Consider the following 20,741-nt stretch of genomic DNA (forward strand, 5'->3'; position numbering starts at 1 on the left):
GGGGTGACGGCCTACTGCGTGGCGCGGGCCAGCCCCAGCGCGTACTCCGGCCACCAGTCCCCGGCCTTCGGCCCGCCCTTGCACGCGCCGTCCGACTCACCCGGCCGCTTGACCCAGAGGTAGGCGTCGACCAGCTCGTCGCCCGTCCGTGTCGACGGGGGCTCGCCGAGGGCACGGCCCGGCGGGTTGCACCAGCTCTCCGCTGGGTCGCCCCTTTCGTACGGGCCGTTGCCGTTGCGGCTGGTGTCGATCACGAAGGGCTTGCCGCCGACCTTCGCCGACAGCCGTCTGCCGAAGTCCCTGCTGTCCTCGGTGGTCCGGTAGTTGGACACGTTCACCGCGAAGCCGTCCGCGGTCGCGATCCCCGCCCGCCGCAGAGGGGCGAACAGCGCGTCGGGCGACTGCCATCCGGCGTTGCCCGCGTCGATGTACACCGCGGTGCGGGGCTGTTGCTTCAGACGCTCGACCGCACCCTTGAGGAGGTCGTAGCGCTCCTCGTGGAGCTCCTGCGGTGTGCAGCCGTCCACCAGGTGCAGCAGGGCGTCCGGCTCCAGGACCACCGTGGCCCGGCGGTCGCCGATGCCCTGGGCGACACCGTCCACCCAGGTCCGGTACGCGTCGCCGTCCGCGGCCCCGCCCTTGGAGAACTGACCGCAGTCGCGGTGGGGGATGTTGTACAGGACGAGCAGCGCCTCACGGTCCGCCCGCTCGGCCGCCTCGGTCAGGCCCTTCGCCGTGCCCTGCGGGTCGTCCGGCCCGATCCACTCCCCGACGGGCTGCTCAGCGATCTTCCGGATCAGCCGGGCCTTCCCCTGGTCGCCGTCCTTCACATAGGTGGCGACCTGCCGCGCGGCGTTCCCGTCGGGGTTGACCCAGTACGGGGCGTCGCCCTCGGACCGCTGGCCGACGGCGGCCGCCGCGTCCTTGCCCCCACCCGCGCCGTTGCCCCCGTCGTCGGACGGGTCGGCCGTGGAGCACCCGGCCAGCAGCAGGACCGCGCCCATTCCGGCTGCGGCACGCGCGCTCAGCCCGGTGTAACTGCCGTACATCCGCTCCCCCTCGTACTGATGCACTGCCGGTCGAACTCATCGTGGCACAGCGATCCGGCCCAGGGACGCTCCCGCCCGGATCAGGACATCTTGCCGAGAACGCCCCGGGCGTCACGCCCCGACGGCCTAGAGTGTCGGCACGAACGACCCGACCTCCCGCGTCGTGTCCGGGCCACTCCCGCGGACCGGACACCGCGGTCGAGGAACCGGCCCGGCCGGCGGCTCCGAGGGGGAGCGGGGCGCCGACCGGGCCAGGTTTTCCTGCGCGGGGCACGTCAGACGCGGTTCTTCACGCCGCTCGCCTCCGTGCTCCTCCCGGTGCTCTTCTCCGTGCTCTTCTCCGCCGTCAGATAGGCGGAGACGACGACGTTGGCCGTGTACGCATGGGATTCGCGGTCGTACGTCCCGCCGCAGGTGATCAGCCGGAGCTCGGCCCGCCCGTCCTTGCGCGGCCCGTACGCCTTCTGCGCGTCGAAGCGTTCCCGGGTGAAGACCTGGACGTCGTCGATGGTGAATTCGGCGGTCTTCCCGTCGGACCGGCTCACCCGGACCTTCTCGCCCGGCCTGGCGGCACTGAGTCCGTAGAACACGGCGGGCTTCGTCTCGGTGTCGACATGGCCGACGAAGAGCGCCGCCCCCTCCGTGCCGGGCTCGGTGCCCTCGGCGTACCAGCCGACGGCGCCCGGTGCCGCGAAGGGCGGGGGCTCGATGGCCCCTTCACCGTCCAGCCCGCGCCGTACGACGGTCGCGTCGATCCCGATGGAGGGGATCTCGACCCGTTGCGGCGAGGCGCCGTCGAGGGGGTCGTGGGCCGGGGGCAGCGGCACGCCCAGGGGGCGGCCGACCGCGGCGACGTCACCGGTCGTCGGGGCGGAGTTGCCCGCGGTGGCGGCGCGGCCCCAGAGCCACAGCCCCAGCAGGAGCACGGCCCACGCGACTCCCGTCAGCAGGCGTCCCGTTCCGGCGGGACGGTCCGTGGCGGTCATGTCAGTGCTGCGCCGAGCGGCGCCGGCGCGTACTGCGGAAGGCGACGGCGACCGCCGCGACGGCACCGAGTCCGAGCCCGATCACCGCGTGCCGGGTACCCGGGCCCTCGTCGGCGGCGCCCTCGGCGAGCACCGCGGTGCCTCCGCCGCCGGCCCGGACGGGGGCGACGGGCGAGGGGCGGCCGTGATGGACGACGGTGACCGTGCCGGTGGCCTTGCCGTGGCCGTCCTTGCAGGTCACCCAGACCTCGTAGTCGTCGGGTGCGGCGTCGGAGCGGATCCGGGCCTCGGCGACGAGACCTCGGCCGTCGGCCGGCTCGAAGCGCGCCTCGGACGCGAACGCCTCGGAGTTGCCCCGGGCCGACTTCCCCTTGCCGCAGACGTCGACCCGGAGCTCCACCTCCCCGCCGGGGGACACTCGGGACGGGCTGACCGAGACGGTTCCCGAACGCTTCTCGTCCCTGGGGTCATCGGCTTTCGACTCGGCCAGTGCGGCGGACGCGGGAAGGGCTATCGTCCCGGCCACCAGTGCGGCACAGAACGTGAGGGGCAGTGAACGCATCGTAAACCTCCTGAGTGAAGGTTCACGCGTCGGGCGGCATCCCGCATCCGCTGTAGCCCGGTCGGGTTACGGCACGGGCAGGTCGACCAGGTCGACGAGGTCCGCGATCGACTCGACGACCGTGGAGGGCCGGAAGGGGTAGCGGTCCATGTCGGCCTCGGTGGTCAGGCCGGTGAGGACGAGGAAGGTCTGCATGCCCGCTTCGAGGCCGGCCAGCACGTCGGTGTCCATCCGGTCGCCGATCATGGCGGAGGTCTCGGAGTGGGCGCCGATGGCGTTGAGCCCGGTGCGCATCATGAGCGGGTTGGGCTTGCCCGCGAAGTACGGGGCCTTGCCCGTGGCCTTGGTGATGAGCGCGGCCACGGAACCGGTCGCGGGCAGCGGGCCCTCGGCGGAGGGGCCGGTCTCGTCCGGGTTGGTGCAGATGAAGCGGGAGCCGCCGTTGATCAGGCGGATCGCCTTGGTGAGCGCCTCGAACGAGTACGTCCGCGTCTCCCCGAGGACGACGTAGTCCGGCTCGTGGTCGGTGAGGACGTAGCCGATGTCGTGCAGCGCGGTGGTCAGACCGGCCTCGCCGATGACGTAGGCGGTGCCGCGCGGGCGCTGGTCGTCCAGGAACTGGGCGGTGGCCAGGGCGGAGGTCCAGATGTTCTCCACGGGCACGTCCAGACCCATGCGCTTGAGGCGCGCGTGCAGGTCACGGGCGGTGTAGATGGAGTTGTTGGTGAGGACCAGGAAGGGCAGTCCGGAGTCCCGCAGCCGCTTGATGAAGGCGTCGGCGCCGGGGATCGGCGTGCCCTCGTGGATGAGGACTCCGTCCATGTCGGTCAGCCAGGATTCGATCGGCTTGCGCTCTGCCATGGGACGGGCTCCTGCCGTACGCGCTGTGCACCGGGGTGCTGGACGCCGGCGGCACCGCGTTGTGCAGCGCCGACGCCCCGATTTTAGGCTGCCCCTTCCGCCGGACGGAACCGGTTGATCACGGTGAACCGTCCGCGGTGGATCAGCGGTGGCCCGCGCGCAGGCGTCTGGCGTGGATCATGGCGGCCGCTCCGGCGAGCACGAGCGCACCGGAGGCGAGGCCGGCCCAGCGCACGCGGGCCTGGCCGGTGCGGGCCAGCTCGGGCACGGGGTCGCCCGACGCGTCCCGCGTGGTCCCGGTGTCCTCGGGCGCCTCGATGCCGCTCTCGGCGATGACGAACTCGTACGCCGCCGACTCCCCCACCCAGTCCCCGTCGGCGGCCTTGCCAACCTGTTCGGCCTCGTCCCGGGCGGTGTGCCGCTGGACGATGGCCGCGCGGGCGGTCACCGTGCCGGGCCTGGTGTCGGAGGTGAAGGCCATCCGGACCTCGACCGTGACGGTCTTCCTCGCGGGGACGGTGAAGCCGGGGAAGTCGTCGTCCTGCTCGCCGCTTCCGAAGACGCCGATCTGTTCGTCGCGGTCGGTGGACTCCCAGCTCACGCGGTGTTCCTCGTCGGGGTGGGCCCGCTCGGTGAACTCCAGCTGGATCTGTTCGGCGGTCAGCGTCCGGTCCTCGTCGGTGAGCACCAGGACGGGGTGGATGGAGTGGCACGACTCGGCCGTGGTGTTGGTGAGGTCGAGGTACCAGGTCCCGTAGCCGCCGCCCGAGGCGTAGGTGTCGGGGCCGCCGTGGATCCGGGTCCTGATGGGGAAGTCCTCGCTGTCCGGATCACCGCAGGCGGGCCCCGCCGGGCCGGCGACGGCAGCGGCGTCGGCCGTGCCGGATGCCGTCCCCGCCACGGCGGGGGTGGCCGCGGGGGCGGTGACCGGGATGGCGATGGCCGCCGGGACACCGAGGAGGCCGGCCGGGACGACCAGTCCGGCCGCCAGTCCGAGGCGGGTCAGTGCACGGCCGTCGCGCAGTCGTGCGGGGGGTCTGCTGGACATGGGGTCACCCTTCGCTGCTCGCGAACGGCCGGGCGGTGGGTGCCTGCGCCGGCGGCAGCCCTGCCACACCTGGCCGGACGTATGGCCATGGCAATACGTTTCAGTCCGCGACGCTGTCACGCGCGCGCGGGGCGTCGCCACCTGCGGACGGCGTACTCCGCCCGTTCGGGCGCCGGAATCCGCCCGAACGGCTCAGGCCGGTCGCCGAGGGAGCGGCCGCCCGTCTCAGGCTCCTTCGCCGCCGTCCTCGCCTCTCAGGCTCCTTCGCCGCCGTCCTCGCCCGCCCGGCCGAAGAGCGGGGCGAGGACCAGGTGGGCCGCCCCCTCGGCGACCGGCCGGTCGCCGCCGCCCGCGACGGTGACGGGCACGGCGGCGGTGACGCCCTCCCGCCGGGCGCGCTCCTCGATGACGGCGCGGACCCCGTCGACGTAGGCGTCCTCGTGGGCGGCGACGGTACGGCCGCCGAGGACGACCCGGTCGATGTCGAGCAGCCCGACGAGGTTGGCGGCGCCCGCCCCGAGCACCCTGGCCGCTTCCGCGACGTCCCCGCGGGCGGCGGCGGCCAGGCAGAGCGCCTCGATGCAGCCGCGACCGCCGCAGTCGCACGGGGGCCCGTCCAGCTGGAGGGTCTGGTGGCCGAACTCCCCGGCGCCGGTGCGGACCCCCCGGTGCACGGCCCCGCCCAGGACGAGTCCGGCGCCGAGGCCGGTGCCCAGGTGGAGGTAGGCGAAGTCCGCGTCGGCGCGTTCGCGGAGCGCGAGGCCGAGGGCGGCGGCGTTGGTGTCCTTGTCGAGGACGACGGGGAGCCCGGTGTGCGCGGCGAGGGCGTCGCGCAGCGGGTAGCCGTCCCACTGGGGGAAGCCGGTGACCCGGTGCAGCACCCCGCCGCGGTGGTCGAGGGGGCCCGGCAGTGCCGCGCCCACGCCGAAGACCTGGCGGTCCTCGGTCCCGGGGATCTCTGCCCGTACCGTCTGCACCGCGTGCGCTGCCGTGGCGAGGACCTCGGCGGCCGGGGCTCCGAGGTCGAGCGGGAAGGTGCGGGTCGCGACCGTGGTGCCGGCGAGGTCGGCGAGGACGGCGGTGAGTTCGTCGCGGTCCAGGTGGAGCCCGACGGCGTATCCGGCGTCCGGGACCAGGCGCAGCACGGTGCGGGGCTTGCCGCCGGTGGAGGCGAGCCGGCCGGCTTCGGCGGCGAGGCCCTCCGCGCGGAGCCGGGCGGTGATCTTGCTGACGGCCTGCGGGGTGAGTCCGGTGCGCTCGGCGAGCTCCAGACGGCTGATGCCCTGCTCACCGGCGATCCGCAGCAGGTCGAGCACGAGCGAGGCGTTGTGGTGGCGCAGAGCCGGAAGATTCGCTCCGCCGCTCCTGCTGTTGCTCCTGTTCACCGCTCCATTGTCCTCATCGCTTGCACTTTGGCAACAGCGTTGCTTAAGTGGATCGCATGACTGCCAACGCTCCTCTCCGCGTCGGGCTCGTCGGCTACGGCCTGGCGGGTTCCGTCTTCCACGCCCCGCTGGTATCCGCGACCGAGGGCCTCGTCCTCGACACGGTCGTCACGTCGAACGAGGAGCGGCAGGCGCAGGCCCGCGCCGAGTTCCCCGGTGTGCGGTTCGCGGCCTCGCCCGACGAGCTGTGGCCGCGCGCGGACGAGCTGGACCTCATCGTGATCGCCTCGCCGAACAAGACCCACGTCCCGATCGCGAGGGCGGCGCTGGAGGCGGGCCTCCCGGTGGTCGTGGACAAGCCGATCGCCGGTACGGCGGCCGAGGCCCGCGAGCTCGCGGCGCTGGCCGCCGAGCGGGGCCTGCTGCTCTCGGTCTTCCAGAACCGCCGCTGGGACAACGACTTCCTCACGCTGGCCGGCCTGATCGAGGACGGCGAGCTCGGCGAGGTGCAACGCTTCGAGTCCCGCTTCGAGCGGTGGCGTCCGCAGCTGAAGGGCGGCTGGCGCGAGTCGGGCGACCCGGAGGAGATCGGCGGGCTGCTGTACGACCTGGGCAGCCACGTCGTCGACCAGGCCCTCACGCTGTTCGGTCCCGCGGTGCAGGTGTACGCGGAGTCCGACGTGCGCCGCCCGGGTGCGGCGGCCGACGACGACACGTTCATCGCGATCACCCACGCCGACGGGGTGCGCTCGCACCTGTACGTGAGCGCCACCACGGCGCAGCTGGGCCCGCGCTTCCGCGTGCTCGGCTCGAAGGCGGGCTATGTGAAGTACGGCCTGGACCCGCAGGAGGCCGCCCTCCGCGAGGGCGCCCGCCCGGCGGCCGGGAAGCCGTGGGGCGAGGAGCCGGAGTCGCTGTGGGGCCGGGTCGGTTCCGGCGAGTCCGCGCTGACCGGTGGCGGCGACCCGGTCCGCACACTGCCGGGCGACTACCCCGCGTACTACGCCGCCGTCGCCTCGGCGCTCCGCGGCACGGGCGAGAACCCGGTGACGGCGCTGCAGGCCGCCGCCGCGCTGGATGTCCTGGAGGCCGCCCGGCGCTCCGCCCGCGAGGGCGTGTCGGTGACCCTCCTTCCCCACCACGAAGAGGAGCAGCACGCATGAGCCCCAGCGCTCCGACCATCTCCGAGCTGATCGCGCAGGAGCGGCGCCTGACGCTGCCCCGCTTCGGCTACGACGACGCGTACGCGCTGGGCGGCCTGCTGGTCGCGCTGGCCCGTGAGCGGCACGCCCCGGTCGCCATCGACATCCGGCGGGGAGGGCAGCAGCTGTTCCACGCCGCCCTGCCGGGTTCGAGCGCGGACAACGACGCGTGGATCGACCGCAAGCGGCGGGTGGTGGAGCGGTACGGGGAGAGCTCCTACCTGGTCGGGACGCGGTTCCGGGCGAAGGGGACGACGTTCGAGGAGTCCTCGCGCCTGGACCCGGACACGTATGCCGCGCACGGCGGCTCGTTCCCGGTCGCCGTCGAGGGCGCGGGAGTGATCGGTTCGGTCACGGTCTCGGGTCTGCCGCAGGCCGAGGACCACGCGCTGGTGGTGGAGGCCCTGGAGCAGTTCACGGCCCTCCCCCGGAGCTGAGGACGGCCCGCCGACGACGACGGAGCGGCCGCCGGGAGTGCACTCCCGGCGGCCGCTCCGTCGTGTCCTGTTCGCCTATGCGTCCTTGAGCTCCTGGCGCTGGCGTCCCAGCCCCTCGACCTCGAGCTCCACCACGTCACCGGCGCGGAGGTAGGGCTTCGGCTCGGGCCGGCCCATGGCCACGCCCGCCGGGGTGCCCGTGTTGATGACGTCGCCCGGGTAGAGCGTCATGAAGTGGCTCAGGTAGCGCACGACCTCGCCGACCGGGAAGATCTGCTCGGCCGTCGTGCCGTCCTGCTTGAGCTCCCCGTTGACCCAGAGCTTCAGCGGGAGCGCCTGCGGGTCGGGGATCTCGTCCGCGGTGACGAGCCAGGGTCCGAGCGGGTTGAACGTCTCGCAGTTCTTGCCCTTGTCCCAGGTGCCGCCGCGCTCGATCTGGAACTCCCGCTCGGAGACGTCGTGCGAGGTCGCGTAGCCGGCGACGTGCCCGAGCGCCTCCTCTGCGGAGTCCAGGTAGCGGGCGGTGCGGCCGATCACGACGGCGAGCTCGACCTCCCAGTCGGTCTTCCGGCTGCGGCGCGGCACGAGGACGGTGTCCTCGGGGCCGACGACGGTGTCGGGCGCCTTGAAGAACAGGATCGGCTCGTCCGGGATCGCCGCACCGGTCTCGGCGGCGTGGTCGTGGTAGTTCAGCCCGATGCACACGATCTTGCCGATCCGGCCGAGCGGAGGACCGACCCGCAGGCCGTCCGCCTCGATCGGCGGGAGGACGTCGGGCGTCTGGGCCGCCTCCCGTACGCGTGCGAGTGCCGAGGCGTCGGCGAGGAGCTCGCCGTCGATGTCGGTGACGAGGCCCGAAAGGTCACGCAAGGTCCCGTTACGGTCCAGCAGTGCGGGGCGTTCCGAGCCCGCCGTACCCACTCGAAGAAGCTTCAACGGTCCATCTCCCCTTGGTCGAGATCGAGCCCGTCGGTGGGTTGCGGCCAGCGAAAGGCTTGGCCGATCCTCCAAGACATCGGATCACTCCGCAAGACCCTGTTCACACACTGGACCCGGAGGCCTCAGACGGCGGGCGCGACCGCGGCCTCGGCCGCCGGGGACTCCCGGTAGAGGTAGGCGCGCTCGATGGCCGTCCAGGTGGTGCTGGTGACGATGTAGAGGGCCGCCGCGAGCGGTACGTAGGCGACGGAGACCAGGGTCAGGAAGGACATCAGCGGCATGACCTTCGTCATCGCGCCCATGCCCGGCACGGGCTGTCCGTCCGGGCCGGTGGCCGGCGTCATCGGGTTCGCGGCCATCTGTCGCTTGGTGCGTCCGTAGTTGAAGGTGGCGACGGCGGCGACGATCACGAAGAGCCCGACGTAGACCAGCCCCTGCTGGCCGAAGACCCCGCCCTCGGCGAGCGCGTCGTGCCAGCGCTCGCCGAGCGGTGCGCCGAAGAGCTCGTGGCCGAGCAGCGAGTTCGGGTCGCCGCCGATCCTCTGGCTGGAGAAGAGGTGGTAGAGCAGGAAGAAGGCGGGCATCTGGAGCAGGCTCGGCAGGCAGCCGGAGAGGGGGGAGACCTTCTCCTTCGCATGGAGCTCCATGAGCGCCTTCTGCATCCGGTCCGGGTTCTTGGCGTGCTTCTTGCGCAGTTCGGCGATCTGCGGCTGGAGCTTGGTGCGGGCCTTCTGCCCGCGTGCCGCCGCCCGCGAGAGGGGGTGGACGGCGAGCCGCACGAGGGCGGTGAAGAGGACGATCGCGGCGGCGGTGGACGCGTTCTGGAACAGCGGCTGGAGCAGGTCGGCGAATGCGCCGACCAGGCTCGCGAAGGCGGACATGAATGCGGACATGGGTGAGCCCTCCGGGGGTCTCGTCGTGCCGGGGAGTGAGTGACTCGGCAGGACGACCCGCGCAGGAGGTCGTGGAAGGTGTGCCTCTACGCGGCCGTCAGGAGGGCGGACCCGGGTGCTCGGGGCCTGGTGCGGCCCCGGGCGTCGGGGTCACGTTGCGGGAGGAAGGCGGTGCGCTTCTCCCGGTCGCGCATGGCGGTGCGCACGCTCGTACGGGGTACGGGGGCGGCGCAGCGGGCGCTGATGACGGAGCAGACGAGGAGGGCCGAGCCGGCGGCCGCGGTGGCGGCGAGCGCGACGGCGGCGGAGAGGCTGCCGCCCTCGGCGAGCAGGACCTCGGTGAGGAACAGGACGAGGAAGGCGGCGGGGCGGAGCAGGCGGCCGACCGCTCGGCGTACGCGGTTCGCAGCGTCGTCCATCGGTCCTCCCCCTTCGCGTTTCGCCCGGTTGTGTCCTTCAGCCGTTATACACGATCGGTGTCCAGCGGCTGAAGGAGACGGCGGGGGGCGAGCAGCGCTCGGCTGACGGGATCGGCGGGGTCGGGGTCGAGTCCGGCGCCCGGCCGCATCTCCACGTCCTCCAGGGGTACGCCGGTGTTTCCGCAGGCCGGGCACTGTCCGAACGCCCCGAGCTCGGTGCCGCAGTCGGCGTGGACGAAGGAGCGCATGGGGAGGGTGCCCTCGACGTGCTCGCGGCCCCAGAGCCCGAGGGAGCGCACGGTCGGCCAGAGGGCCTTCCCGCGGTCGGTGAGGACGTACTCGTCGCGCGGGGGCGACTCCTGGTAGCGCCGCCTGGCCAGGACGCCGGCCTCGGTGAGCGCCTGGAGGCGCGAGGCGAGGACGGCGCGGGGGATGCCGAGGTGGCCGAGGAAGTCGTTGTAGCGGCGCACCCCGTAGAAGGCGTCGCGCACGACGAGCAGGGTCCAGCGCTCACCGATCACCTCGAGCGCGCGGGCGATGGAGCACTGCTGTGCCGCGTAGTCCTTGCCGAGAGCCATGGCAATGACTTTACTCCTTCGGTTCGATGAACGAACCTACCCGTGCTAGCGTGACCGCCCAATAGGTTCATTCACCGAACCTTGGCTTCGGACCTGGATTCCAGGCGGGCCGACCCCCGGAGGGACGTCATGACCCAGCAGCCCGTGCAGACAGGAGCCGCACCCGTGCGGACCGGACCCGCCCCCGTGCGGCCGCCCGCCGGCCCTCGTGCGGCCCACCGTCCCGGCGCGACCCTCGCCGTGACCAGCGCCGCCACCGCCGTCGCGCTGATGAACTACACGGCGCCCATGGCGGCGCTCCCCGCCCTCTCGGCCGCCTTCGCCACACCGCCCGCCGCACAGGCCTGGCTCCTCAACGGAGCCCCGCTCGGCCTCGCGGTCCTGCTGCTCGTCGCGGGGAGCCTCGCCGACGACTTCGGCCGCCGCAGGCTCTTCCTCATAGGCACCCTCGGCCTCGGCCTCACCACCGCCCTCGCGGCCCTCACCTCGAACACCCTCGGCTTCACCCTCGCCCGGGCGGGCCAGGGCGCCGCGAGCGCGGCGATCCTCGCCGCCAGCCTCGGGCTGCTGGTCGGCGCGTATCCGGCCGGCCACGCGCGGATCAGGGCGATGGGCGTCTGGGGAGCGTTCGTGAGCGCCGGGATCGCCCTCGGCCCGCTCCTCGCGAGCTCGCTCGGCCAGATCGACTGGCGCCTGACCTATCTCGCCCTGGGCGTCGGCGCGCTCGTCACGGCGGCCTTCGCCTTCCCCGCACTCACCGAGTCCCGCGCACCCCGCCCCGGGCGCCCCGACCTGGCGGGCGCCGCCGTGCTCGGACTGGCGATGACCGCGCTGCTGACGGCCCTGACGCTCGGCCGCGACGGCTGGCTGCGCACACCGGTCGGGCTGCTGCTGCTCGCGGCCCTCGCCCTGACCGCCGTGTTCGCGGCGGTGGAGCGCCGGGCGGCCGCCCCGCTGATCGTCCTGTCGCTGCTGCGCAGCCGCACCTTCCTGGCGGCCTCCCTGGGCGGGCTGGTCACGGGGCTCTCGGTGATCGGCCTGTTCAGCTATCTGCCGACCCTCCTGCAGCACTCCCTCGGCCTCTCGGCCCTCGACTCGGCGTGGCTGTTCCTCCTCTGGTCCGGTGCGGCGTTCGTCGCGGCGCTGCAGTCGCGGCGGCTGACCGGCCGGGTCCCGGCCCGCCACCAGCTCGCCGCCGGCTTCGCGCTCCACGCGGTGGCGGTGCTCCCGATGCTCGGGACCCTGACCGGGGCGCCGGGCGGCGCGGGGGCCTCGGTGTGGCTGCGTCTCGTCCCGGCCCTGGTCGTGGCCGGGGCCGGCAGCGGCCTGATCAACGCGGCACTGCCCCGCCTCGCGGTGGAGTCCGTACCGCCGGAGCGGGCGGCCATGGGGTCCGGGGCCAACAACACCGCCCGCTATCTCGGCTCCTCGGCGGGCGTCGCCCTGACGATCGCGGTGGCGCCGACCGCCGCGGGCGCCGACCGGGCGATCCTGCTGTCCGCCGCCGTGGCGCTGGCGGGCACGGCGGGCGTCCTGTTCCTGCGGGAGCGCTGAGTGTTCTCCCCGGCGCCGCCGGGCCTTCACCCGCACTCCGGTACGCACCCTCTCGCCTCTTCCCCGTCCCGCAGTACCGTGTGGTCCATGCGCCCCGACACGCCTGCCGACCACATCACCGAAGCCGAGCGCCTGCTGCGCACCGCGGCGCAGTACCCCGAGGACCACGAGCCGCTGTTCCTCCAGGCCGCCGCCCATCTGGAGCTCGCGGGTGAACGCACCCGCGCGAGCGCCCTCTACGACGAGCTGCTCGGCTCCACCGAGATCGCCGTGGACCGACCGCACCTGGTCAAAGCACTCAAAGCGGCCAACCTCTGGGAGTACGGCCACGAGGCGGAGGCCCGCGCGATCATCGACGGCATCCGCGCCGCGGGCCCGCTCGACGCGGCACCGTGGGAGATCGCCGCGGAGACGCTCGAGGCGCACGACGAGCTGGAGGCGGCCCACGACTTCTTCTCGACCGCGCTGAGGCTGCTCCTCGCCCCGGGCGAGGAAGTCCCCTACGCCACCCAGTCGCTGCTGATCGGGCGGCACCGGGTGCGCAGGCTGATGGGCGTCACCCACGACGCGTGGGACGAGCTCGCGGACGCGCTGCACACGGCCGCCGTCCCGCTGGACGAGCTGCACGACCCGAAGCGCCTGTGGTCCCTCGGCTCCTCGGACCCCGGCGAGCTGCAGGCGGAGATCACCCGCCTCCGCGCCGAACTGGGCACCTACCGCACGGCGTTGTCCCGCCCGTTCCCCGTCGCCGTGCTGCACTGGCCCGAGGACGAGCTGCGCGAGCTGCTCACCGCCTATCCGGAGCTGTCCCAGGAGTACGTCTCGCACGCGGACCATCTGGCGCGCCTGGAGGCGGCGTTGCGGGACCTGCACGCCGCCGGCACGCCGAATCTCGGCATCGTGACGGGCACGGTCCCCTCCTACGAGGCGTTCGCCGCGTCGGAGGCCGCGTCCCCGTCCGACCCCGACCTGCTCCCCCAGTACGCCACGACACTGGCGGCCCGCGGCCGGGCGGTCCCGTGGCCCCCGGCGCGCAGCGCGGCGTGCTGGTGCGGCTCGGGAGACCCGTACCGCGCGTGCCACGGAGCGGCCTGAGTAGGGCCCGGCCCTCCCCTGCCTGAGAAGGGCCCGGCCCCCTGCCTGAGGGAGGCCTCCCCCTGCCGAGGGGGAGGCCGGGCCCGCTCTCACCGGCCCGCGAACACGTCCCGCAGCGCGCTGTCCAGCTTCGAGGCGGCCTCGTCGACGTCCGGCCTCTCGGCCGCCAGCAACGCGTGCACCTGGGTCTGCAGGACCTGGGTGAACGCGCCGTAGTACGGGGTCCGGGGCCGCTGCACGGCCTTGGTCAGCGCCGCGCCGAGGGTCTGGATGTACGCGTCACGCTCCGCCTGGGGCTGCTCCTCCCGTATGTCCTCCCCCGTGGCCGCCGCTTTCGGCGTGGCACCGGCCGGGCGGAGCGCCGCGGCCACTCGGGGCCAGCACTCTTCCTTCTCGCGGTGGTACGCCGAGTCCCGGGTCGCCGCGAAGCCCGCGTCGAGGAGGCAGCGCTCGCTCTCCCGCGAGGTCAGGAAGGTGATGAGCGCGCGGGCGTCGTCGGCGCGGGGCGAGTCGGCGGTGACGGCGAGGTTCTGCCCGCCGAGCACCGCCTTCCCCGGCAGCCGGTTCACGTCGTAGGCGTCCGGATCCATGAGGTCGCCCAGAGCCCCGTACGCGTAGGGCCAGTGGCGCAGGAAGACGGCGCGGCCCTCGACGAAGTCGGTGAGGGACGCGGTCTCGTCGGAGGCGGGCGCGGCAGGCTGGACGCGGCCCCGGTCGACGCGGTCGAGGAGCGTGTCGAGTCCCTTCCTCAGCTCTTCCGCGTCCGAGGTGTACCGCCCTTCGCTGTCGGTGAGTTCGACGCCCGCGTCGGCGAAGGCCTCGACGGTGTTGACGGTCAGCCCCTCGTACTGCTTCAGCTGGGTGGTCCATCCCGCCCGCTCGTCGGGGCGGACCGGGTTCAGTTCGAGGGTCTTGACCGAGGAGTAGAGCTGGTCCCACTTCCACGTGGCGGTGGGGAGCCTGTCCGCCGCCATGGCCCGCGTCAGCAGGTCGGTCCGGTAGTAGAGGAGTCCCACGTCGGTGTTGAACGGCCGGGCGTAGGAGCGGCCCTTCCAGACGGTGGTGGCGTGCACCCGCCGGATGAAGTCGAGGGCGTCGTCGGCTGCGGCACCCGATTCCGGGACGGGCATCGGGCTGATGAGTCCGGCCTCGGCGAATTCGGGGATCCAGGTGATGTCGAGGTTCACCACGTCGTAGCGGGCGCTGCCGGACTGGAGGGCGCCGAGGAGCTGGCTGCGCTGCTGGTCGGCGCCCCCGGGCAGCTCGACGAGCTTGGCCTGCCGGTCCTTCGACCCCGCGTGCCTGCGGTTCCATTCCTCGATGAGCTGCTGCCGTACGCTGCCGGATCCGGTGACGTCGAGGCCGCTGGCGACGACGAGGGGGCCCTCGGCGGCCGGCCCCTCCGCGCCGGACCCCTGTGTCCGCTCCGGTCCTCCCGTACAGGCTGCGGACACGAGGGCGAGCAGGCAGCCGAGGAGGACGCCCGTCCTGGCCCGGTGGCCGCCGTGCCGAGTGCCGTGGCTCATTCCGCGTCCCCCGTACCGGCCTTGGCGACCTCTGCCGCCAGCTCGGCCGCGATGTCGTCGGCCGGGTCCAGGCAGCGTCCGCCGCTCGCCACGGCCAGCCGCTCACCGAACCGGCCCGGTGTGCACGCGCCGTCCTGGAGCGAGACCGTCACGATCCTGACGAGCGGCGTCCGTGCGGCCAGAGCGGCCAGCCTCTTCTGCTCCTTCTCCGCGACACTCTCGAAGTCCTCCCCGTCGGTGACGAGGACGAGCAGCCGCGGCTGCTCCGTCTCGGCCGAACCGGTACGCAGGGTGCTGAGCGCGGCCTCCATACCGTCCGCGAAACGGGCGTCGAGACCCACCGCCTTCGCGCCCGCGACGGCCCGCTGTGCGTCGGCCCGGGAGTTCTTCCCGAACTCCAGGAGATCCGCGGCCGGATCCCCTTCCCGGACCGCCGCCGTCCGCACCCCGTATTCGTCCCGGGATCCCAGGGAACTCATCGAGCGCGCCACCAGCGCCTTGGCGCCGCCGGTGCCGTCCCAGACCCGCTTGTCGGCCATCGAGGTCGAGTTGTCGAGCAGGTAGAGCACGCGGCCGGGTCCGAGCGCGTCCCGGTAGCGGCTCAGGGTGGCGTTCAGCGACGCGAAGACATCCCTGCCCGTGCCGGTCTTCGGGAGCTCCTCGTGCACAGCCGTGGCGTTGTCCTCGGACCGCAGCACCGAGGACGTGCCGGGCGGGGCGGGGCCGTCCTTCGCTGCTCCCCGGAACCCGTCGTCGGTGAAGCGCTTCTGCGCGGCCGGGTCGGTGACCAGCCAGTCGTAGAAGTCCTCGACGGCATCCGCCCGGGCGTCGGCGTCCCGGTCGGCCCCCGCCCAGGTGACCCGGACGAAGGGCAGGTCCAGCATCGGCACGTCGGCCGGGTAGTGGGCGACGCGGTGCGCCAGCGCCTCCGTCGCGCAGTCGGGGCGCCCCGGCTCACCGGCCGACAGGTTGAACTGCGCGAGCGTCTGCTCCGGCACGAGGACCGCCGCCCGGTCCTCCACCGTGTGGAGCGTGCCGTCGGCCAGCTCGCACATCAGGTCCCTCGCGGTGGAGGGCACGGCCGGCAGCGCCTGCGCCATGCCCTGCTCGACCGTGGACGCCTGCCCGGCGCTGGAGGAGGCGTAGAGCGCGTGGGTCGCCAGCAGGGCGCCCTCGGTGCCCTCGGGGTCGGGGCGCAGGATCTCCACCGTGTCGGGCTGGGCGGTCTCCAGCCCGGTGATGATGGCGCCGAGCGGATCGTCGGTCTGCAGGGACTGCGCCAGGGCGAGGGTGTCCGGCACGCCGAGGACCATCGGCGTGTAGGCGACGGAGCCCAGCCGGTCGAGGTCCACGACGCTCCTCCCCTCGCTCGCCGTGGCTGCGGTGGAGGCGTCACCGCCGCTCGCCCCCTCGGCCGTCGCCCTCTGCCACGCGGTGCCGGCGGCCGGGATCCAGATGTCCGGCTGCGCGCCGATGTCCCGCTGCGGCCGCGGGCAGTCGCCGGAGGCCGGGCAGGTGGCGGGCGGTTCCTGCCAGAGGGACGAGGAACGGAAGGCCGCGACGGCGTCGCTCGCCTTGGCGTCGTACACGTTGATGCCGACGGTCCGGCAGCCGTCGCCGTCCCGCTTGGGATAGGCCTCGGCTGCCTTCAGCACGGTGGGCAGCAGATCGGGGTCGGCGAGCACGCGGAGCTCCAGGGGCGAGGCGCAGGCGCCGACGCCGGGCCCGCCGAGGAAGTACCACGCTCCCACCCCGACGAGAGCGACGACGCCCGCCGTCGCCAGGGCGGTCGTGCGCGTCACACGGTCGGCAGCCGCGGACAGGAGACCACCGTGTGACGCCAGGGCGCGTAACCGCGGCCACCATCGCGCGGGCACCGGCTTCTCGTCGTCCTGCTGCCCGTCGTCCGAGTCCGCGGCGAGTGCCAGCACCACGTCGTCGCCGTGCCGTCGCTCGTCCGGGACCCACGGATGCCCGTCGACCGCCTTGAGCGGCGTCATCGCCCGGCGTATCCCCGTCACGATGCGGGTGAAGGTGACCGGCTCCCCCACGCCCGTGGTCAGCAACCGGTGCAGCGCGGCCGTGAACTCCGTACCGGTGCCGGGGTCGCCGGGTGGGATCTCCACGCCCGGCTCCGCCGCGGTGAGCAGGGCGAAGTTCTGTCCGGTGGCCGGGCTGAACGCCCCGAGGGCGTTGCCGGCGAAGCAGCAGTCGAGGATGACGACGACCCAGTCGGCGCGGGCGTAGCGCAGCTCGGGCATGACGTAGTCACGCCAGGACAGTGTGTCCACGAAGGGGTGACGCCGGTCCCTGGTCACCCGCGAGTCGGTGAACATCAGGTTGAGGTCGCTGCCGTCGGGGCGCACGATGCCGTGCCCGGCGAAGTAGACCACCAGCAGCCCGGTCACCTCCTTGCGGGCGTCGGCCAGCGCCTCGCGCACCCGGAGCGGATCGACGGTGGCCGCCGTACCTCCGTCGGCGGGGACCACGACGAGGTCCTCCGGGCGCAGTATCCCGGTGTGTTCGGCGGTCAGGGCCTCGCGCATCAGCCGGAGGTTCGTCGCGACGGCGGGAAGGTCGTTCCGGGCGCCCTTGTAGTGCTCCACCCCGATGAGGACGGCCCTGTGCCGCTTGGCCCCGTTCTCCTCGCCGCGCGCGTTGTACGGCGGCACGGCCGCTAGACCTCTCCGGGCTCGTCGCCGCCGCGCGTTCGGTTCCGCCCACCGGATCCAGGCCCGGCGTCCGGGCCCCCGTCGCCCCCGGTGCCGGTGTCGGGGCCGGTGCTGGTGCCGGCGTCGTCGGCAGGGGTGGTCCCGCGGTCACCGTCACGGCCGGTGTCCCGGCTCAGGTCGGAGCCAGGCCCCTGGGGCGGCCCGTCGAGCGTGACGCGGGGCGTCTCCTCGGGATCGGCGAAACGGCGCCGGTTGCGCAGCCAGGTCTCCACGGAACGCCACGCGTTCTCGGCCACGGAGCGCGCCAGCTCGACGGAGACGACCAGGATGATGTCCTGGATCAGCTCCCCGCCCATCGCCTCGGTCTGCGTGAGCGAGTCCGCGCGTTCCAGGGCGAGTTCATCGCCCTCCAGGGCGTCCTCCAGGACCGGGGCGTTCTTCAGCCAGATGTGCAGGGCTTCGAGGTCGTCGCGCCGGGTGTGCGTCCCGCTGAGGCTGATCCGTAACGCGACTCTCCCCTGCCCCGGCTCCGGCCCGCTCGTGCCCGCCCCGTCCGTCATTCCTGCCCCCATCGACCCGCAGCCCTCACCCCTCGGCGGGACTGATCACTGAACATGCAAGTATTTCACGGGCGTTGACACGGGGCACCCCTTTGTTCCGCTTCGATCGGCGGGCATCCGCGCCCCCTCGGTCAGCCGCTCGTCAGCCGAATTCTCCCCGCCCACCGATCACTTTCCCTCTTGCCGACGGTCATAGACACCGAGAGACGCACGAGCACCCACGAGCACCTCACGATGCTCGCCACGACGGACTTCACGGATGGGACACAGGACATGGCCGGAGCAGTGAAGGGCCCCGCGAGCTACTTCCCCTCGATCGAGAAGAAGTACGGCCGCCCGATCGAGGAGTGGAAGGGCCTCATCCGCTCCTCGCCGCTGACCAAGCACATGGAGCTCGTCGCCTGGCTGAAGACCGAGCACGGCCTGGGCCACGGCCACGCCAACGCCCTGGTCGCGCACACGCTCGCCGAGGGGGAGTAGCGCGGTCGCCGAATCCCGGCGGCCCCCGCCGGGACTCAGCTCTCGTCGCCGGGGCCCGTGCTGTCGGTGGTGCCCGTGCTGTCGGGGCCCGTGCCGTCGGTGCCTGTGCCGTCGGGGACGTCCTCGCCGGGGATGGTCTGCTCCGACCAGACGGTCTTGCCCTCGGCGGCGTACCGGGTGCCCCACAGCGAGGCGAGCTGGGAGATGATGAAGAGCCCCCGCCCGCCCTCGTCCACCGCACCGGCGTACTTCATGTACGGGGCGGTGGTGCTGGCGTCCCGGATCTCGCAGGTCAGCCCCCGGTCGAGAATGAGGCGTAGCTCCACCGGCGGACTGCCGTAGCGCACGGCGTTGGTCACCAGTTCGCTGACGATCAGCTCGGTCGCGTCACCGGTGTCCTCGTCGACGTGCCAGCCGGACAGTGTCTTGGCCGTGAGACGGCGTGCGGTCGCCGGGGCCGTCTTGTCGTAGGGGAGCTCCCAGGCGGCGTACCGGTCGGCGGGCATGGCGTGGGTCCGGGCCAGGAGCAGGGCGGCGCCCTGGAGGCCCGGGGTGTCGGGCAGGGTGTAGGCGACCGCGTCGCACAGGTCCCGCAGCGGCCGGTCCGGTGGGGTGAGTGCCTTGCGCAGGGCGCCCGTCGAGGGGTCGGAGTGGCTCCCCAGCGCGCTGCTGTGGAGCGCCAGCAGGCTGCCCTCCCGGAGGGGGAAGGATGCCGCGGCGACGGGTCCCCGTTCCGTGGAGCCGAGCGGCGGCCCCTGGGGCACAGCGACCGTGGCGGCGACGCCGTCCGGGCCGATGACGAGCGGGGCGTTGTGACCGGCCGAGGCGACGGTGCACGTCTCGGTGAACGGGTCGTACACGGCGTACGCGCAGGTCGCGGCCAGGGGCTCCCGGTGCAGTGGGTCGCTCGCCGGCAGCTGCGCACGCTCCTCGGCCAGCCGCGCCGCCGCGTCGTACAGGCGCGCGAGCAGCTCGTCGGGTTCCAGGTCGAGCGCGGCGAAGGCGTGGACGACGGTACGCAACTGCCCCATGGTGGTGGCCGCGTGGATGCCCCGCTCGGCCACCTCCCCGATGACGAGGGCGGTGCGGGCTCCGGACAGCGCGATCGTGTCGAACCAGCAGCCCGGGCCCCCGCCGGGCAGCAGCAGATGGTCCGTCTCGACGGCGGGCTGGGGCACGGGGCACTGCGGCAGCAGCCGGCGCTGGAGGGCGCTGGCGATGGTGAACTCGTGCACGTAGCGGCGGGCGTTGTCGATCCCGAGAGCGGCGCGCGAGGCCACGGCCGCCGCCACGGAGACGTCCTCCTCGGTGAAGGGTTCCGAGTCACCGCAGCGGTAGAGGCTCACCAGCCCGAGGACCGCTCCGCGCAGCGTCAGCGGCGCCAGCAGGAGCGTGTGGGCGCCGAGCTCCCGGATGGAGTGGGCGCGCGCGGGGTCGGCGTCGGCCCAGGGCGCGTTCTCCAGCGGCACGATGCGGGGCCGCAGGTCGGACAGGCTCCGCTGGAACGGTGTCCCGGGAGGCACGGCCCGTACGTCTCCGACCGGGTGGGCGGGCTCGGTGCCGCTGTACGCGGCTCGGCGCAGCGGCACGTCCCGGCCGAGCGGCCCCGGCTCGGGGGTCTCGCCGCGCAGGACCGCGTCGACGACCTCGACGACGCCGACGTCGGCGTAGAGCGGGACCAGCGCGTCGGCCAGGTCGCGGCAGGTGGCCTCGACGTCCAGCGTCCTGCCCACGGCGTCGCGCACCGCGGCGAGCGCGGCGTCCCGGGCCCGGCGCCGCACCTGCTCGGTGACGTCGGCCACGGCGACCGCGACCCCCAGGACGGCACCCCGGTGGCTCTGCTCCGCCTCCTGCTGCTCCTGGAGCCGGAACGCGGTCAGGGCGAGGGTGCGCCGTCCGCCGGGCGCGCGGCTGGGACGGGCCAGGAACGGCCGCTCGAAGCCGGGTACGCCGGTGCGCAGGACCTCACCCACGTAGGCCTCCACCTGCTCCGGCTCCTCGAAGCCGCACACCTCGCTGAAAGGGCGCCCACGCAGCCGCTCCGTCTCGTCCGTCTCGGAGGCCGTCGCGGGGTCGCTGATCCGCACCAGACGGAGCTCCGAGTCGAGCACATGGACCCGTACGCGTACCTGCGTGAACATCACGTTCAGCAGTGCCGACCCGACCGCGTCGGCGTCGGCGTGGCTGCCGGAGCCGGTCCCCCCGGCCGCCCAGACGGCCCAGCCCGCCCCCGCCAGAGGCTCCAGGCGCAGCCCCGGCAGGGGCTCGCCGTTCTCGTTCTCGGGAGCCTGCCGGGTGTCGGCCGCGAGGACATCCATCATGCGCAGGCCGAGCGCCTGCGCGGTCGCCTGCCCGTAGCGCTGCTCGGCGTCCCGGCTCCACCCGGTGACCACCCCGTCGCTGTCAACGACCATCAGCGGCGCATCAGCCATGAGCCCAGCTCCTTCGCCCCCTCGCGACGGCCCACGACCGGGCCTCCGCCCACGACGGCACGT

The 20,741-nt window shown here is 73.5% G+C and carries 19 protein-coding genes; 5 read left to right on the forward strand and 14 right to left on the reverse strand.

What is annotated here, in order from left to right; genetic code table 11:
- Positions 1 to 11: 11 nt before the first annotated feature.
- From OG488_RS13985 to OG488_RS14010, 6 genes are all read right to left on the reverse strand, one after another.
- Complete coding sequence (locus OG488_RS13985) at positions 12 to 1,049, reverse strand: glycoside hydrolase family 6 protein (RefSeq protein WP_329238643.1); 1,038 nt, start codon at positions 1,047 to 1,049, stop codon at positions 12 to 14.
- 275 nt (positions 1,050 to 1,324) lie between these two features.
- Entirely contained in the window at positions 1,325 to 2,035 is a 711-nt protein-coding gene (locus OG488_RS13990) for a class F sortase (RefSeq protein ID WP_329229230.1), read from the reverse strand.
- A 1-nt stretch (position 2,036) separates the two neighbouring features.
- Positions 2,037 to 2,597: a hypothetical protein gene (locus OG488_RS13995; RefSeq protein ID WP_329229232.1), complete on the reverse strand. Its 561-nt coding sequence runs from the start codon at positions 2,595 to 2,597 to the stop codon at positions 2,037 to 2,039.
- Between the two features lie 66 nt (positions 2,598 to 2,663).
- Positions 2,664 to 3,458, reverse strand: coding sequence for an HAD-IIA family hydrolase (locus OG488_RS14000; RefSeq protein WP_329229234.1), 795 nt, complete (start codon positions 3,456 to 3,458; stop codon positions 2,664 to 2,666).
- A gap of 142 nt (positions 3,459 to 3,600) precedes the next feature.
- Complete coding sequence (locus tag OG488_RS14005) at positions 3,601 to 4,506, reverse strand: hypothetical protein (protein ID WP_329229236.1); 906 nt, start codon at positions 4,504 to 4,506, stop codon at positions 3,601 to 3,603.
- 254 nt (positions 4,507 to 4,760) lie between these two features.
- Positions 4,761 to 5,891, reverse strand: coding sequence for an ROK family transcriptional regulator (locus tag OG488_RS14010; protein ID WP_329229237.1), 1,131 nt, complete (start codon positions 5,889 to 5,891; stop codon positions 4,761 to 4,763).
- Positions 5,892 to 5,947: 56 nt separating this feature from the next.
- On the opposite strand from OG488_RS14010, the gene OG488_RS14015 reads away from it, so the two are divergent.
- Positions 5,948 to 7,054 (forward strand): Gfo/Idh/MocA family oxidoreductase, encoded by a 1,107-nt coding sequence (locus tag OG488_RS14015; protein ID WP_329229238.1) that lies wholly within the window; start codon positions 5,948 to 5,950, stop codon positions 7,052 to 7,054.
- Entirely contained in the window at positions 7,051 to 7,530 is a 480-nt protein-coding gene (locus OG488_RS14020) for a heme-degrading domain-containing protein (protein WP_329229239.1), read from the forward strand. The genes OG488_RS14015 and OG488_RS14020 overlap by 4 nt, the downstream gene beginning before the upstream one ends.
- Before the next feature lie 75 nt (positions 7,531 to 7,605).
- Here OG488_RS14020 and OG488_RS14025 read toward each other — a convergent pair whose 3' ends face one another.
- From OG488_RS14025 to OG488_RS14040, 4 genes are all read right to left on the reverse strand, one after another.
- Complete coding sequence (locus tag OG488_RS14025) at positions 7,606 to 8,466, reverse strand: fumarylacetoacetate hydrolase family protein (protein ID WP_329229240.1); 861 nt, start codon at positions 8,464 to 8,466, stop codon at positions 7,606 to 7,608.
- 125 nt (positions 8,467 to 8,591) lie between these two features.
- A complete protein-coding gene (locus OG488_RS14030; protein ID WP_329229242.1) occupies positions 8,592 to 9,362 on the reverse strand; it encodes a YidC/Oxa1 family membrane protein insertase in 771 nt (256 codons plus the stop codon).
- A gap of 86 nt (positions 9,363 to 9,448) precedes the next feature.
- Entirely contained in the window at positions 9,449 to 9,781 is a 333-nt protein-coding gene (locus OG488_RS14035; protein WP_329229244.1) for a DUF6412 domain-containing protein, read from the reverse strand.
- A 44-nt stretch (positions 9,782 to 9,825) separates the two neighbouring features.
- Positions 9,826 to 10,359, reverse strand: a complete 534-nt coding sequence (locus tag OG488_RS14040; RefSeq protein ID WP_329229245.1) for a winged helix-turn-helix transcriptional regulator — start codon at positions 10,357 to 10,359, stop codon at positions 9,826 to 9,828.
- 129 nt (positions 10,360 to 10,488) lie between these two features.
- On the opposite strand from OG488_RS14040, the gene OG488_RS14045 reads away from it, so the two are divergent.
- Together OG488_RS14045 and OG488_RS14050 are read left to right on the forward strand one after the other, a co-directional pair.
- Positions 10,489 to 11,913 carry an MFS transporter gene (locus tag OG488_RS14045; protein WP_329229247.1) on the forward strand — a complete coding sequence of 475 codons (1,425 nt, stop codon included), beginning with the start codon at positions 10,489 to 10,491 and terminating at the stop codon, positions 11,911 to 11,913.
- 87 nt (positions 11,914 to 12,000) lie between these two features.
- On the forward strand, positions 12,001 to 13,008 hold the full coding sequence (locus OG488_RS14050) for an SEC-C domain-containing protein (RefSeq protein WP_329229248.1): 1,008 nt from the start codon (positions 12,001 to 12,003) through the stop codon (positions 13,006 to 13,008).
- 89 nt (positions 13,009 to 13,097) lie between these two features.
- Here the strand turns inward: OG488_RS14050 and OG488_RS14055 are convergent, their stop codons facing one another.
- The 3 genes from OG488_RS14055 to OG488_RS14065 are packed head-to-tail and all read right to left on the reverse strand — an operon-like array spanning position 13,098 to position 17,766.
- On the reverse strand, positions 13,098 to 14,534 hold the full coding sequence (locus tag OG488_RS14055; RefSeq protein ID WP_329229250.1) for an extracellular solute-binding protein: 1,437 nt from the start codon (positions 14,532 to 14,534) through the stop codon (positions 13,098 to 13,100).
- Complete coding sequence (locus tag OG488_RS14060) at positions 14,531 to 17,206, reverse strand: vWA domain-containing protein (protein ID WP_329229252.1); 2,676 nt, start codon at positions 17,204 to 17,206, stop codon at positions 14,531 to 14,533. The genes OG488_RS14055 and OG488_RS14060 overlap by 4 nt, the downstream gene beginning before the upstream one ends.
- A gap of 5 nt (positions 17,207 to 17,211) precedes the next feature.
- Complete coding sequence (locus OG488_RS14065; RefSeq protein WP_329229253.1) at positions 17,212 to 17,766, reverse strand: hypothetical protein; 555 nt, start codon at positions 17,764 to 17,766, stop codon at positions 17,212 to 17,214.
- A 273-nt stretch (positions 17,767 to 18,039) separates the two neighbouring features.
- On the opposite strand from OG488_RS14065, the gene OG488_RS14070 reads away from it, so the two are divergent.
- Positions 18,040 to 18,246, forward strand: a complete 207-nt coding sequence (locus OG488_RS14070) for a DUF4287 domain-containing protein (RefSeq protein WP_329238645.1) — start codon at positions 18,040 to 18,042, stop codon at positions 18,244 to 18,246.
- A 35-nt stretch (positions 18,247 to 18,281) separates the two neighbouring features.
- Here the strand turns inward: OG488_RS14070 and OG488_RS14075 are convergent, their stop codons facing one another.
- Positions 18,282 to 20,678: an ATP-binding SpoIIE family protein phosphatase gene (locus tag OG488_RS14075; protein WP_329229255.1), complete on the reverse strand. Its 2,397-nt coding sequence runs from the start codon at positions 20,676 to 20,678 to the stop codon at positions 18,282 to 18,284.
- Positions 20,679 to 20,741: the final 63 nt, after the last annotated feature.

The sequence above is a fragment of the Streptomyces sp. NBC_01460 genome, assembly GCF_036227405.1.
In the GTDB taxonomy this organism is placed as follows: domain Bacteria; phylum Actinomycetota; class Actinomycetes; order Streptomycetales; family Streptomycetaceae; genus Streptomyces.